Source organism: Mycobacterium sp. (genome assembly GCF_019247615.1).
In the GTDB taxonomy this organism is placed as follows: domain Bacteria; phylum Actinomycetota; class Actinomycetes; order Mycobacteriales; family Mycobacteriaceae; genus Mycobacterium.
In genome coordinates this window covers 1-14,182 of sequence record NZ_JAFBAT010000011.1, presented here as the reverse complement: position 1 = coordinate 14,182, position 14,182 = coordinate 1, and the positions used below count along the sequence as shown (strand labels likewise).

The window sequence follows — 14,182 nt, the reverse complement described above, 5'->3', positions numbered from 1 at the left end:
CCGCAGGGGGTTTCGTACCACGGCGAATTCTTCAGCTTCGACGACGTCATGTGTTATCCGAAACCCATTGCAGGCGAACGACTTCCGATTCACATCGGTGGCCACAGCCGGGCCGCCGCCCGCCGGGCCGGGCGCCTTGGAGATGGCTTTCAGCCGCTGGGTGTGACCGGCCCAAGACTCGCGTCGCTGATCGCTGTGATGCGGGAAGAGGCCTCGTCGGTGGGGCGCGATCCGTCTTCCCTGGAACTGTCATTGGGCCACCTGGTGACCAAGATCGATGCCGAGCGCGCGGGCGGCCTCATCGATCAGGGCGCGGACCGGATCGTGTTGGCGATGCCGCCGACCAGCGATATCGAACAGGCGAAGGACATGTTGTCCGCATGCGCACAGCGGTTGTCGTTGCCGTCGTGAAGCTTTCGAACCCGGCCCGGCAGCGATGAGCCTTTCAGTCGAAGACCGTGCGGCGCTCAGCGATGTGGTTCACCGATATGCGGCCGGTGTCGACGATCGGCAATTCGACTGTGTGACAGAGCTTTTCATCCCGAGTGGTGAGCTGTTGGTGCCCGACCCGCCGGCGGCGCTCGAGCCGGTCCACTTCCACCGCGGTCACCGGGCCATCGCGGCGGCCGTCGCCGCCGCGGCCACGGTCACCCGGACAGAACACGCGATCATCGGCGAGGTCTACGACGCCGGCGCCCGGCCCGGCGTCGCCCGTGGCCGTATCGCGTGCATCGCTCATCATTGGACTCCGCATGGGGACGAGGCGCGCGACGTGGTGTGGCATCTGCGCTATGACGACGACTACGTGCTCACCGATGCGGTCTGGCGCATCGGCCGCCGGGCGTTGACGATCCAGGCCCTCGAGACCAGGCCGATCCGCCGGTTGCTGCCGCGCGACCCGGCCTAAGCGTGGCGTCCAGTTCCAGGACACCAAACTCTTTAGCGCGTAACGGCTTTCGGGTGGGCCATGCCGCCGCGACGGCTATCGCAGGGCGGCGAGGTTGTCGACCGACTTGCGCACATCGGACCGAAGCACCCTGGCGACCAGTCCACCGACCGGCCCGGAGAGCACACCGCCCTGCAAGTCGGCGGTGAGATGAAATTTCGACCCGGAGTCGTCGCCGCTGATGTCCAGGCCGACCGAAATCCGGATCCCGCCGCGGCCGCGGCCCTGTAGCTCAACCGATCTCGGTTCCTCGTAACGAGTGACCTTCCAGTGAATGACGTTGCGAAAGCCCTTGACCTTGATGCAGGACGAGACACAGGTCCCCTCTTCGATCTTCGACGGCACCGGTCCGCGCCAGCCGCCGAAGATGGTCAGCCACTCGCCGAACCGATCCAAGTCGGAAGCCAGCTTCCAGGCGGTCGTCGGTGACACGTCCGACGAGGTCGAAACATCTACTCTTGCCAAGTCTCCTCGCTCCTCCCGGATCCGGTGACGATGCGGCGTCGCGCCGAACGCCTGAATTCGCATACCCGGGCGGGCCGAACCGATAAACGCCCATTTGGGTGTCCGCTCGATTGCCGGGGTTGCTAAGGCCAGGCCTCGTCCAACTGGTGAGCGACGTCGATGACCTGTGCGGCCTGGGAATGCGGCGCGTCGATCTCGTCGGCCACGTACTGCGCGACGAATCGCCGGATCTCGCCGTCGACGCCGGCCAGGATGCGCAACACCTCGCCGCGAAAGGACTTCGACGACACATTGACGGTGATGTCGGAGGGCCGGGGCTTGGCCACATCGACGATCAGAAGTAGCGGTTCGGCGGCTCGCGCCGTGGCGCGCAATTGGATGTCGCCGGAGACTATGAACCGCTGCTTGTCGAGCCTCAGATCGAGCAGCAGATCGATCGACAGCGGAATGTGGATGACGAAGGTGATGATGTCCCCCAGGCGTCGGGTCACCCGGGGCTCATGAATCTTGACGTGGGCGCTGACCTTGGCGATCCCGCCCGGACCCTGAGCAATCGGCTCCATCGCGAATTCGTTGCCGGCGATATCGGCAAAGGCGGCCCCGACACGCTCGGGCGTCACGGCGACCTCGAAGAATCGGCGGCCGAACTGCTCGTAGGTGACATAATCATGATTTTGCATAGGCTTATACCGTCTCACGTCGCCTGCCGGAACAGTCGCTGATCTGCTCGCATCGCAGCGAGTTTCGCGTCGGATGCGGCCCGGACGCGGCGAGGAAAGTGACCGGCCATCACGAGGATGTGATCGGGCTCGCCGTTTTTTGCTGTGAACCACACCACAGACAGGCGCTTGGATTCGGTGTGTCGACCGCCGGGCTGCGAGGCTGGGAAGACTTGGAGGTGTTTGACGCAAATGTGCGCCCAGGAAGTTGCTGAGCCGCGCTCGCTGGGGTCCTGGATCGGGGCTTCGCTCACCTGGTTGGGCGGCGGACACCGGCGCGAACCCGATCAGCGCCGCGAGCGGTCCACCCACGCCCCGGAAGCTGGGGCCGCCGAGGCGGGGGCGCCCGGGGCCGGGGCGGTCGTCCTCGTGGGGGCGGTGCTGGCCTGGCTGGTCGCGGCCCTGGCGGTGAGCGAGTCGACGCGCTGGTCGATGCCGGCAATCGTGCCGGTCACGCTCGTCTTCGCTCTGCTGGTCGGGGGCGTGACCCGGGGCGTCGCGGGCGCTCCCCGCCGGGGCCGGTCTCAGATAGCGGGTCGCGCGGCCGTCGCGATCGCGGTCGGCATCGTCGTCGGCGAGCTCGCCGCGCTCGTCCTGTTTTCCAGCTCCATCGATCGTCGATTGGACGAAAGGGCGTTGCGCAACGCCGACTCGGCGCCCGCCGTCGCGCAGGCGTCGGCGGCCCTCCAGCAAACCAGAGACGCAAGGGGTCGACTCGACACCGCGGTCGCACAAGCTCGTCAGCGGCAGGACCAGGCGTTGGTCACCGCGCGCTGCGAATACCACCCGACGCCGGGATGCCCGCAGACACGGATCACCGGCGATCCGGGTACCGGGCCCGAATCACGAACGGCGAATGAGGTTCTCGCTGACGCGCAGCGTGAACTCGACGACGCGTTGGCGGCTCGCGACCGGCAGGCACCCGAGCTGGACGCCAACATCGCCCGCGATGAACAGGCTCTGGACAAGGCACGACACGACGTTGTCGCGGACGCCGGTCGGGGCCTCGGGGCACGCTGGGTGGCCATGAACGACCTCACCTTCGCCGCCGGTGGAGCGTGGGTGCTGCGGCTGCTGACGACCGCGTTCTTCGTCCTGCTCTACCTGCTCCCGTTGATCATGCGGTTGTGGCGCGGAGAGACGACCCACGATCGGCACGCGACGGCTCATGCGGAGCGTGAGCGCGCGGAGCTGAACGCCGAGACCGCGATCGCCATCAAGCGGGCCGAGGTTCGCCGCGAAGCCGAAATCATGTGGGCCGAGCACCAACTCACGCAGGCCCGGCTTGCCATCGAAGCCCAGACCGAAATCGACCGTGAACACCAACGCCGACGAGTAACGGAAGCCCTCGAGGGCCCGGTGCGCACGTCGTCGCAACGTACCTTCGACCCAGTCGACGAAGCAGTGGAGGACGACATGTACCTACCGATCGCCGCGGAAGCTGAGGCGGCCAGCCGAGCGATCACCCAGTTTCCCGCGGGCACGCACGCCGGACCGGATGTTGACGCCAGCGAGGAGCATGCCACCAACCTGCCGGCGCCGGCCCAGCCAAGCGGCCAGGTTGCGCCGCATGCGGAGCGGGCGACGCCCTTGATCCCGTCGATTCCGGACGCCACCAAGGCCGCGGCGCGGTGGATCCGCCCGCTGGTTCCGCCGTTCGTCGCGCGGGTAATCGACACCACGGCCCAGCCGCTGCGCACTGCGCGGCAGGTCTTCGAAGAGGTCGAGGAGATCACGTTCTCGCTCAAACGGCACCGCAAGGTGACGGTCGACTCCGAAAGCTCCGAACCCGCCGAGACGGCACCTCGCCACACCGTGGCCGCCGAAACCCCTTCGGCCACCGGCTGGATCGCGTCGTCGCGCCAACAGCCCGGCCACCAGACCGACTACCGGCCGTCCCATCAGCTGGCCAGCCAGGCGCGGCACTCGTCGCCGGCGCCCTTGGCCGCCAAGGACATTGACGAGTTGTCGCTCGGCGTCGCGCAGCACGACCGACGGCCGGAGTTGACAGAGCGAGAGGGGCCGCGCGAGCTGCGTCCACCCCAGGGCCCGCGTCAGCTTCCGCCCGCACGCGACCCGGAATAGCCGTCTTCGCAGTGCAATCCAGCGATCCTCGAGACTTCATCGGGAGGCCAGCTGTTGGCCAGCCGGCGTTAACGTCGCGTTGGCCGCAGCGGATGCATGCTCGGCGCGGCTTTGCGACAATCACGAAACTATGAGACTCCTACTGCTGCTGGCTAGCGTCGCGGCGGTGATCGCTACCGCCGCCCCGGGCTACGCCGATCCCGACAGCAAAGATCAAAGCTTCCTCAATGCGCTTTCGCAGGCGGGACTCACGTACCTGAACCCCGACCGGGCGATAACGGCCGGCAAACAGGTCTGCAGCCTGGCCGACGGCGGAATGGACGGCGAGGAAATCGTCAAGAACTTGCAGGAGCGTAATCCGGGTTTCCAGGGGCTGGGTGCCGCCAAGTTCGCGGCCATCGCGGCTTCCGCGTACTGCCCGGAAAAGCTGACCCAAACCGAGGACCAGGGCCCACCGCCGAAGGGCGGTGCCGCTTAGCCCAATCGGCGCGCGGGTCCGCGTCCGGCCCAACCGCCGACGGTCGGCACGCCGCACGCGTGCGCGCAGCGCGTCACCCTGAGCACGCCCGGGTCGCCGAAGCCGCCGCAGGTATGATCCACCGAACAAGACGCGGGAGAACGATCCCCGACCTCTTGAGGCGGCGGCAACGGCAGGGCAGGAGCTCGCGGTGACACCAGAAAGATCGATCGGCGCTGCGGCCGACGCATGAAAATCAGCCTGCTCCTCGCGGACGCGGCTCAGGCCGACGTTCAATCCGGAAAGGTCCATGCCCTGGGCCTGGGCTGGCGGCAATGCCAAACACCCACGCCCCCTTTTGCTTTGGTGTTGTTTTTGGACATCGACTGGGACGAGACCAACAAGCAGCACAAGTTGACCTGCCAATTATTGACCACCGACGGCGACCCGGTGGTGGTGATGGGAACTCAGGGGCCACAGCCGATCTCGTTCGAGGCGTCCGCCGAGGCGGGACGCCCCCCAGGGGCCATACACGGCACTTCTGTCCGCATGCCGCTCACCCTCAACATCCCCGGTGGCATACCCCTGGAGCCTGGGATTTACGAATGGCGGGTGGAAGTCGAGGGCTTCGAGCAGGCCACGACGGTCGAGGCGTTCATCGTGATGGGAGCGCCCCACCCGCCGAACACATTGTGATGAGGGTACAAATACCCGAGTGTCATCAGGGCGAGCGCTCCATGTAGCGGTCTACTCGTCGCCGAAGGCGGCGTAGAGCTCCGGCAGAAAACCCGCCAGGTGATTCATCTCCTGCGCGCAGTGCACCAGCAGGTTGCGGGCGGTCGCTTCCGGGAACCCGAGGATGCGCGACGCGATCGGACGCACGGCCCGCGACGCCATGCCCGGGGCATGACGCACCTCGATGTAGGGCCCGCCCACCCAGAAACGTGACCGCATCTCGGCCCCGCCGGGCGTCGACCGGATGTGGTGGACGAACCATCCGACGTCCAGGGGGCCGTCCCCGGAGCCCAGCCGGGCGCAGATTGCGACAGCATTCTCGCTGTCGGGCGGCAGGCCCATGCTGCCCGGTTCGACGAATTGGATTGCGCCATTGAGCCTTACCGAGCCGATGTACTCGCTGATCATCGAGCAACGGCCGATGTATCGCCGGGCGCCCCGCTGGCCCGCGTCGTCAACGTCCTGCGCGTCCTGTCCGGCGTCCTTCCAGGCGGCGGAAAGGTGCGCCCGCGGATGCCACAACTTGTAGCGGCGCGTGTCGCCACCGTGCCACCCGAACCACCAGGTCCACATCACCGGTGTCACCCCGGGCATGTCGGTGCGTACCGACACCTGGAAGCCGCCGTCCTCGAGAATTCCGTAGCCGTTCTCGGTCTGCTGGTATCCCTCGTCGGCGACAAGGGCGGCGTCCTCGAAGGCCGGCAACACCATCCCCCCCTGCGGGCCGTATTCCAGGGCTTCGACGACATGCTTTGGCAGCGGGGCCATCTCGGGTTTGAAGAATTTGCCGAACGGCGTGTTCGCGTCGTCGTTGCGATAGCCGAGGTAAAGGGCGCTCGTCATCAGAGTCGTCCCATCCAACTGTTGAACAGGCCGCCGGGGTCGTATGCGGCGCGGGCCTTGTCGAGGCGGTCCATGGCCTCATCGGTCGCGAACCGCGCCGGACGCTGGCCGAGGTTTTCGTCGGCGAGCTGAATGCCGGTGGCCAGGTGGGACATCGCAGCCATATTGGACCGTGCCCAGTCACCGTACTGATCGGTGTCGCCGGCGTCCTTCCACGACCCATAGAGCGCCAGGTAGATCTCGTCTTCGATGCTGTAGGCCATGTCTTGGCGCGGCGGGGACGGCCCCCAGTTCAGCCAGAGGAAGTGCGACGGGTGCGGCGGCATCGTGTGCAGGATCGTCCGGATACCGGGCAGCAGTTCATCCGCCGACGCCGACGTCCACATGTTGTCCGCGGCGTAGCGGTGGTCGCTCAGGTAATGCGTCATCACGACGTCGTACCAGGTGTCCAAACCGATTTGCAGGTAAGGGTTTTTGACCAGGGCTCGATCCGCGACCGGGCACGTGCCGAATATCGCGAGGGCCTTCTGGGCCTCCGCTTCCGAGTCGGCGAACGCCGGCGACATGCACACGATCGCCGGGACGTCGAGGCCCATCTCCGGGACCGCGCGGGTGGCAAGGATCTGCATTTCGACGCGACGGTCCACTTCGGCGCTGATGCCCCGCGCCCAGGTGTAAATCTCGTCGGCCACGTCCCAGGGGTAGACGTACAGGCTGGTGCCACAAACAGCGGGGCGCGGGTAGAGCTTCAGATGAAATGAGGTCACCACGCCGAAAAAACCAGGGCCCGCACCGCGGGCGGCCCAGTAAAGGTCGGCGTGGTTGTCCGCGTCGCAGTGGATCTGCTCGCCGTCGGCGGTGATGATGTCAAGCCCGATGACGCTCTCGCAGGCGGGGCCGACGACGCGGCTGTTCCAGCCGTAGCCCCCCTGCAGCAGGTAGCCGCCGACGCACACACCCTTGCAGTGCCCCCCCGGGAAAAAGAGGTCCTGTGCCTCCAGATCGGCCATGAGCAGGCTGCCGCCCTTGCCCGGCCCTACCACCGCCAGACGCTTCTCGGCGTCGATGGTTGCGTGATCGAGGCGGCTGACGTCGAGCAAGACGGCGCCGTCGCGCAGATGGCTGGCCGCGAAGCTGTGTCCGCCGGAGACGACGCTGACGCGATGGCCGTTGGCCTTCGCGTAGCGGATGCCCGCGACGATGTCCTCGGCGTCGACGGCCTGAACGATCACCTCGGGATAGCGCTCGGGGACCCCCTGGTGCCACACCGTGCCGCGGCGGGCGGCCTCATACCCGTCGTCGCCGCGGAAGAAGTGCCGCCCGGCCGGTAGCGCGCTCATCTAGGCTCCTTCGCTCCCGCAGTCGCGTCCTTGGTGGTCCGCGATGCGGACCATAGTGGACGCGTGGTGTCCTGGGACGAAGAATCACTCAACTGGACGTCCGGTCGGTCGGTGCCGACGTGGGGTTGGCACGGCCGCAGCACCCCCCGAGGGGACCCCGGCCGTGCCAAGCTCAATGTGTCGCGGCGGTCGACCTGGCGAACAGCGAGCCCCACTCGTGGCGAGCCGCGGACTGCGCATCGACGAAGCTGGGTGTCTTCTCCCCCTCGCCCGCCAGGTGAACCAGCGCCCACGCCATCGCGAACACCGGCACCCGGTGACGTTGCGCCGCACTGTGCAATTCATCGAACGCGGCGTGTGCTGGGCAACGCCGAAGACCGATGAGGATCCCCCGCGCCGTGTCGAGAATACGGCCGGAGCTGGGGCCATACGAAGTCTGGGCGGGAACCCAGTTCGCCATCATAGTGTCGATACCTCCTGTGGCGCCTGACGAAATCGGTCGGGTGAGCACGACGCACGGCCGTGGTTCTCAGTGACGCCCTTGCCATGATTTGTGCATCCGCGGCCCTGGTGCCAGATCGTCGTGTGCATCGGTACGCACCTGTGACCGTTTCGGGACCAGCCGGTAGCACCCGACGAGCCCGTCGGGCCGCGGTGGCAAACGTCCGGCGAATCAGCGTGCGAGCGCTAGTGGTGTGTCGAAGCCGGCGATGAGGGTCTCCCGACCCGAATGCTTTTGTGATGGCGTGCTGATCACAGGATGGCGTTGAGGTCTTTCGCCCTTGCTATGTCGTCCCAGTCGACGTCGAGTTCGAGCAGAATGTCCTCGGTGTGCTGCCCGTGCTCGGGGGCGCGGGCGGGATCTGGCGGCGTTTCGTTGAATTGGACTGGCGCGGCGACGATCCGGTACTTCTCACCATGATCGTCGACGTTCGTCACCACGTATCCATTCGGTTCGACCTGCGGGTCATTGAGGGTTTCCCGTGGCGTCGCCAACGCGCCCCACACACCCGGTTCGTCCTCGAGAACCTTCTGCCAGTGCGCAAGGTTATGGGCCGCAAAGGCATTCGCCACTATCTCGGTCGCGGCGGCGGCGTTGGCTATCAGGTTGCTCGAGGGCACGAATCGTTCGTCGGTGGCCAACTCGGCCAGGCCCATGCGTTCGCAGAAGCCGGCCCAATACTTGTCCGGCTGCAGGAAGACCAGCTGAATCCACCTGCCGTCTTTGGTCTTGTACCTGTTCACCAGCGGATTGATCGCCAAGCCGGGCGGCGCGCCGGGAATGCCGTCGATATCGAAGAAATCGGCCGCCGAGATTGACGGCGCAATGGCCCACATCGCCTGGGCCAGGAGCGAGGAGTCGACGATCGTCGGTTCACCGGTCCGCTCCCGGTGGAACAGCGCCGCACAGACGCCGCCTGCCAGCGTGGCGCCGCCCTGCAGGTCGCCGAACGCCGGACCCTGAACGGCGGGCGTCTCGCTGCCGAAGGGCGTGAGGGTGTAGGCGACCCCGCCGCGCGCCAAATAGGTGGCGGCGTCGAAGCCGCCCCGATCGCGATCCGGGCCGCGCACCCCCAACCCCGTGCCCCGGGCGATGATGATCTTCGGGTTGAACGCCCGGATATCCTCGACGGTGAGCCGCGCCCTCTCGAGTGCGCCGGGCAGCCAATTGGTCAGGAAGACATCCGCACTGGCCAGCAGCCGGCCGAACAGCTCGCGACCCATTTCGGACTTGATGTCGATGGCGATACTGCGCTTGCCGCGATTGCCCAACTCGAGGATGAAGTCGGCATCCGGGCGGGCGGCTTCGCGGGTGAAGCCGCCGACCACCAGCGCACGTCCGGGGTCGCCCGAGGCGACGCCTTCCACCTTGATCACGTCGGCGCCCCAGTCCGACAGCGCGGCGCCGGCCGAGGGTACGTACGTCCACGAAGCCAACTCGACCACTCGGACACCGCTCAGCACCCCAGCCATCACGACCCCTCGCTCCGAGACCATTTCTTGCTATTTTAGATATTCTAGCTACTCTAAGGGTTATCGATAGCCCGGCTGCAGCCACGCGCAGTTTTTTCGTGGAAGAGATGCGATGGAGCCGACCATTGGTCCGATCCCGGTCCGCGAAGCGGTGAGGCTCTGCATTGGTTGTGAAATTCTTTGGGCCCCAGCGCAAGTCGCTGAAATAGGCGCGCAAATGGGCCCGGAAATGATCAGTGTGAAAGACGGCGGGCTATGGACCGGGTAGCGGGGGGCCGGGTAGCCGGCAAGGTCGCAGTGATCAGTGGGGCCGCGCGCGGTCAGGGACGTTCCCATGCACGACTATTGGCCGCGGAGGGCGCCGACATCATCGCGGTCGACCTGTGCGCGGACATCGGAACCAACGAGTACCCGCTGGCCCGGCCCGAAGACCTCGACGAGACGGCGCGATTGGTGGAAAAGGAGGGCCGGCGCGCGGTCACCGCGATCGCCGACGTCCGCGACCGGGCGGCCCTGAGCGCCGCGATCGACCAGGGTGTCGCCGAATTCGGCCATCTCGACATCGTGGTCGCCAACGCCGGCATCTGTCCGCTCACCGCGGGGCTGCCGCCCCAGGCGTTCGCCGACGCCGTGGACGTCGACCTCATCGGCGTGCTCAACCTCGTGCACGCGACCCTCAAACATCTGCAAGCCGGCGCGTCGATCGTCGTGATCGGGTCCAATGCGGCATTCATGTCGTCTCTCAACACCTCCAGCGCTGAGAGCGGGGCCGGCGGTCCGGGCGGGGCGGGCTATGCGTTCGCGAAACTCGCTGCCGCACACTATGTCAACGACTTCGCGTTGGCGCTGGCCAAGTTCTCCATTCGGATGAACGCGGTGCATCCGACGAACGTCAACACCGACATGTTGCACAGCGCACCCATGTACCGGGCGTTTCGGCCTGACCTCAAGGAACCGACCCGCGAGGACGCCGAACCCGTCTTTCCCGTAGTCCAGGCGATGCCGGTCCCGTACGTCGAACCCGAGGACATCAGCGAGGCCGTGTTGTTTCTGGCTTCCGACGCGGCGCGCTACATCACCGGTCAACAGCTGCGCGTCGACGCGGGTGGCTTCCTCAAGGTCAAGCCCTGGTCGGGCGCGTGACATGCTGCCGCGCAATGAAATTGGAAGAAGTCGGTGAGCGGAGGCCACCCCGTGGCAGCGGTTGAGCGCCGCCTCTACGAACTGATGGCCCTGATGAAGGCGGCCGACGACCGGCTCTCCAAGGGCATCGGAACCGGCGAATTCATGTGCGTGTACTGGCCGTCGCGCGGCCAAGAGGCCATCGCGGCCGCGATGGGCGTGGCGCTGCGGCCCGACGACCAGCTGGTGACGACCTACCGCGGTTTGCACGACCTCCTCGGCAAGGGCGTTCCCCTCGAGGAGATCTACGGCGAGATGATGGGCCGCACCGTCGGCGCGAGCCGGGGCAAGGGCGGCACCATGCACATCGCCAACCCAGGCAAGGGGATCATGCTCTCGACCGGGATCGTCGGCGCCGGACCGCCGGTCGCGGTGGGGCTGGCGATGGCCGCGAAGCGCAAGGGCCTTGATCGCGTCACGGTGGTCAGCTTCGGCGACGGGGCGACGAACACCGGCTCGTTTCACGAGGCGGCGAACATGGCCGCGCTGTGGGACCTGCCGCTGGTATTTGTGTGCCAGAACAACCTGTTCGCCGAGATGACGCCGACGTCGGACACCATGAAGATTAAGCACGTCGCCGAACGCGCCGCCGGTTACGGCATGCCGGGCGTGCGCGTCGACGGTAACGACCCGCTGGCGGTGCAGTCGGCGCTCGACGAGGCCCTGCGGCGCGCGCGTGCCGGTGAGGGACCCACCTTCATCGAGTGTGTGACCTTCCGCTTCCGCGGCCACTACTTCGGTGACCGGATGCCCTACATACCGAAGGATCAGCTGGACGCGGCCATGGCGGCCGACCCGGTGCCGCGGTTTCGCCGGCACCTCGCCGAGGCCGGCGTCTGCACGCAGGACGAGCTCGACCGCATCGACGACGAGGCGTGCGCGAGCGTGGAAACCGCGCTTCGAGCGGTCATGAACGCCGATGCCCCGGGGATCGACGAGCTCGACCGCGACGTGTACGCAACCCCGATCAAGTTTCCGGTCTGAGGACACGCGATGGCGGAACGAGAGATGACCATGCGCGAGGCGCTGAACCTCGCGCTCGACGAGGCGCTCGCGGCCGACGACCGAGTTTTCCTGCTGGGCGAGGACATCGCCGATCCCGGCGCATCCGGCCCGACGGCGGGATTGTCGACGAAATACGGCCACGACCGGGTGCTGGACACGCCCATCTCAGAGGCCGCGATCGTCGGCGCCGCGATCGGAGCCGCGATCGACGGGATGCGGCCGGTGGCCGAGATCATGATCATGGATTTCATCGGCATCGCCGCCGATCAGCTGATCAACAATGCCGCCAAATTGCGCTTCATGACGGCCGGGCGCACGACGGCGCCGATCACGATCCGCACCCAGGTTTACGCGGGGCTGGCCACCGGTGCCACGCACTCGCAGAGCCTCGAGGCCTGGTTCATGCACATTCCCGGCATGAAGGTGATCGTGCCTTCCACCCCGCGCGACGGCAAAGGCCTTTTGACGGCGGCGATCTTCGACGAGGACCCCTGCCTGTTCGTCGAGACGATCCGGCTGCAAGGCAAGAAGGGCGCCGTCCCCGTCGAACCCGGATTTTCCATCCCGCTCGGTCACGCCGATATCAAGCGCCCCGGCAGCGACGTGACGTTGATCAGCTACGGACGTGCCGTGCACGAGGCACTCGCGGCTGCGGATGTGTTGCAGCAACAGGACATCAGCGCGGAGGTGGTCGATCTGCGGACCCTCGTCCCGCTCGACGTGGAAACCCTCGTCGGATCCGCCCGGCGGACCAAGAGGGCCGTGATCGTCCACGACGCCGTGCAATTCGCCGGGCCCGGAGCGGAGATCGCCGCGATACTGCAGTCCGAATTGTTCGGTGAACTGGCCGCACCCGTCGAGCGGGTGGGCGCCCGGTTCGTCCCCAACCCGGCCGCCGCGACGCTCGAGGCTCGGGTGTACCCGTCGTCGGCACGAATCGTCGAAGCGGCACTCGGCACGTTCAGGGGTACGTTGGAGAAGGCCAAAGCCCGTGGCTGACTTCATCATCCGGATTCCGCGGGTGTCGGTGGCCGTCTCGGAAGCCGAACTTACCGACCTGCTGGTGGACGCCGGCGAACATGTCGAAGCCGGAACGCCGATCTACGTGATCGCTACGGAGAAGGCGGAACAGGAAATCGAGGCGGGAGCCTCGGGCGTCGTGCAGTGGACGGGCCGGGTCGGAACCACCTACGACATCGGCGCCGAAATCGGCGTCATCACTTCAGGAACAGGTAGGGGAAGGTAAAGCCTATGGACCTCAACGAAACTCGCGAGCGAATCATCTACGAAAAGGAAGGCCCGATCGCGCGAGTCACGCTCAACTGGCCCGAGAAGGCCAACGCGCAGGACCAGAAGCTGGCCGAGGAGGTCGACGCCGCGCTGCTCGACGCGGACCGCGACTACGACATCAAGGTGCTGATCCTCAAGGCCAACGGCAAGGGCTTCTGCTCCGGGCACGCCATCGGCAACAACGCCGTCGACTACCCGGCATTCGTCGAGGGCGCCAAAGTCATGGGCACGCCGTGGAAGCCGCAGACCGACCTGTTCGTCAAGCCGGTGTTGAACCTGTGGGAGTTCTCCAAGCCGACCATTGCGCAGGTGCACGGCTACTGCGTCGGCGGGGGCACCCATTACGGGCTGACGACCGACATCGTGATCGCCGCGGAGGACGCGTACTTCTCGTATCCGCCCCTGCAAGGCTTCGGCATGCCGTCCGGTGAGTGCTCGATCGAGCCGTGGATCTTCATGAACTGGCGGCGCGCGGCCTACTACCTGTACCTGGCAGAGGTCATCGACGCGAAGAAGGCGCTGGAGGTCGGGCTGGTCAACGAGGTGGTCCCGCGCGACCAGCTGGAGTCGCGCGTCGAGGCCATCGCCCGCCATATCGCCCAGGCGCCGATGACCACGCTGCTGGCCACCAAGGCCAACCTCAAGCGCGCCTGGGAGCTGATGGGCATGCGGGTGCACTGGCAGAGCTCCAACGACCTCGTCGCGCTCGCGTCGATCAGCAAGGACGTGCAGGAGCTGATCCAGCAGGTGTTCAAGGACAAGGTGCTGCCGTCCGAGCAGGCGCGCCGCCAGGCGGCCGCGGCCGCCTCGTCCACCGACGGCGCCGCAACGCCCTAGGCGCGCAAGTGAATATCGCCGACCACGCGATCACGGCCGCAGAGTCGTCGGCGTTGATCATGTCCGACGGCACCACGACCTCGTTCGGCGCGCTCTACGCGAGAAGCCAGCGCGTGGCCGCCGCGCTGCACGCCGCCGGGCTGCGGCGCGGCGACGGGGTGGCGCTGGTGCTGCCGAATCGACCCGAGTTCCTCGAAATCACTTGGGGCTGCCAGCTTTCCGGGCTCTACTACACTCCCGTCAACACGCACTTCACTCCCGACGAGGTCGCCTACGTCATCGACGACTCCGACGCCAAGGCCGT

At 66.8% G+C, this 14,182-nt stretch carries 17 protein-coding genes; 11 read left to right on the top strand and 6 right to left on the bottom strand.

What is annotated here, in order from left to right:
- Both JO059_RS00790 and JO059_RS00785 read left to right on the top strand, forming a co-directional pair.
- On the top strand, window positions 1-411 hold a 411-nt coding region (locus JO059_RS00790), incomplete at its 5' end, for an LLM class flavin-dependent oxidoreductase (RefSeq protein ID WP_293313928.1).
- A 25-nt stretch (window positions 412-436) separates the two neighbouring features.
- Window positions 437-907 carry a nuclear transport factor 2 family protein gene (locus tag JO059_RS00785; RefSeq protein WP_293313925.1) on the top strand — a complete coding sequence of 157 codons (471 nt, stop codon included), beginning with the start codon at window positions 437-439 and terminating at the stop codon, window positions 905-907.
- Window positions 908-982: 75 nt separating this feature from the next.
- Here the strand turns inward: JO059_RS00785 and JO059_RS00780 are convergent, their stop codons facing one another.
- Together JO059_RS00780 and JO059_RS00775 are read right to left on the bottom strand one after the other, a co-directional pair.
- The gene (locus JO059_RS00780) at window positions 983-1,411 is read right to left on the bottom strand and encodes an SRPBCC family protein (protein ID WP_293313922.1); all 429 of its coding nucleotides are present in this window, start codon (window positions 1,409-1,411) and stop codon (window positions 983-985) included.
- A 122-nt stretch (window positions 1,412-1,533) separates the two neighbouring features.
- On the bottom strand, window positions 1,534-2,091 hold the full coding sequence (locus JO059_RS00775; protein WP_293313919.1) for a hypothetical protein: 558 nt from the start codon (window positions 2,089-2,091) through the stop codon (window positions 1,534-1,536).
- Window positions 2,092-2,322: 231 nt separating this feature from the next.
- Here JO059_RS00775 and JO059_RS00770 point away from each other — a divergent pair, with 231 nt between their 5' ends.
- The 3 genes from JO059_RS00770 to JO059_RS00760 all read left to right on the top strand — a co-directional run bounded on the left by JO059_RS00770 (window position 2,323) and on the right by JO059_RS00760 (window position 5,368).
- Complete coding sequence (locus JO059_RS00770) at window positions 2,323-4,215, top strand: DUF4407 domain-containing protein (RefSeq protein WP_293313916.1); 1,893 nt, start codon at window positions 2,323-2,325, stop codon at window positions 4,213-4,215.
- A gap of 130 nt (window positions 4,216-4,345) precedes the next feature.
- Window positions 4,346-4,693, top strand: coding sequence for a DUF732 domain-containing protein (locus tag JO059_RS00765; RefSeq protein ID WP_293313914.1), 348 nt, complete (start codon window positions 4,346-4,348; stop codon window positions 4,691-4,693).
- Between the two features lie 228 nt (window positions 4,694-4,921).
- On the top strand, window positions 4,922-5,368 hold the full coding sequence (locus JO059_RS00760) for a hypothetical protein (RefSeq protein WP_293313911.1): 447 nt from the start codon (window positions 4,922-4,924) through the stop codon (window positions 5,366-5,368).
- A 51-nt stretch (window positions 5,369-5,419) separates the two neighbouring features.
- Here the strand turns inward: JO059_RS00760 and JO059_RS00755 are convergent, their stop codons facing one another.
- The 4 genes from JO059_RS00755 to JO059_RS00740 form a co-directional block, all read right to left on the bottom strand.
- Complete coding sequence (locus JO059_RS00755) at window positions 5,420-6,250, bottom strand: hypothetical protein (protein WP_293313909.1); 831 nt, start codon at window positions 6,248-6,250, stop codon at window positions 5,420-5,422.
- Window positions 6,250-7,590, bottom strand: coding sequence for an FAD-binding oxidoreductase (locus JO059_RS00750; RefSeq protein WP_293313906.1), 1,341 nt, complete (start codon window positions 7,588-7,590; stop codon window positions 6,250-6,252). The genes JO059_RS00755 and JO059_RS00750 overlap by 1 nt, the downstream gene beginning before the upstream one ends.
- 172 nt (window positions 7,591-7,762) lie before the next feature.
- A complete protein-coding gene (locus JO059_RS00745) occupies window positions 7,763-8,053 on the bottom strand; it encodes an ANTAR domain-containing protein (protein WP_293313903.1) in 291 nt (96 codons plus the stop codon).
- 290 nt (window positions 8,054-8,343) lie between these two features.
- Window positions 8,344-9,564 carry a CaiB/BaiF CoA-transferase family protein gene (locus tag JO059_RS00740; RefSeq protein ID WP_293313933.1) on the bottom strand — a complete coding sequence of 407 codons (1,221 nt, stop codon included), beginning with the start codon at window positions 9,562-9,564 and terminating at the stop codon, window positions 8,344-8,346.
- A 255-nt stretch (window positions 9,565-9,819) separates the two neighbouring features.
- Between JO059_RS00740 and JO059_RS00735 the strand changes: the two genes are divergently transcribed.
- The 6 genes from JO059_RS00735 to JO059_RS00710 all read left to right on the top strand — a co-directional run.
- A complete protein-coding gene (locus tag JO059_RS00735) occupies window positions 9,820-10,707 on the top strand; it encodes a mycofactocin-coupled SDR family oxidoreductase (protein ID WP_293313901.1) in 888 nt (295 codons plus the stop codon).
- A gap of 84 nt (window positions 10,708-10,791) precedes the next feature.
- On the top strand, window positions 10,792-11,730 hold the full coding sequence (locus JO059_RS00730) for a thiamine pyrophosphate-dependent dehydrogenase E1 component subunit alpha (protein ID WP_293313931.1): 939 nt from the start codon (window positions 10,792-10,794) through the stop codon (window positions 11,728-11,730).
- A gap of 9 nt (window positions 11,731-11,739) precedes the next feature.
- On the top strand, window positions 11,740-12,750 hold the full coding sequence (locus JO059_RS00725; protein WP_293313899.1) for a pyruvate dehydrogenase complex E1 component subunit beta: 1,011 nt from the start codon (window positions 11,740-11,742) through the stop codon (window positions 12,748-12,750).
- Window positions 12,743-12,997, top strand: coding sequence for a lipoyl domain-containing protein (locus JO059_RS00720; protein WP_293313896.1), 255 nt, complete (start codon window positions 12,743-12,745; stop codon window positions 12,995-12,997). Before JO059_RS00725 ends, JO059_RS00720 begins: the two co-directional genes overlap by 8 nt.
- A 5-nt stretch (window positions 12,998-13,002) precedes the next feature.
- Complete coding sequence (locus JO059_RS00715) at window positions 13,003-13,878, top strand: enoyl-CoA hydratase-related protein (RefSeq protein ID WP_293313894.1); 876 nt, start codon at window positions 13,003-13,005, stop codon at window positions 13,876-13,878.
- A gap of 8 nt (window positions 13,879-13,886) precedes the next feature.
- Window positions 13,887-14,182, top strand: a 296-nt coding sequence (locus JO059_RS00710) for an AMP-binding protein (RefSeq protein WP_293313891.1), incomplete at its 3' end; no start/stop codon positions are given.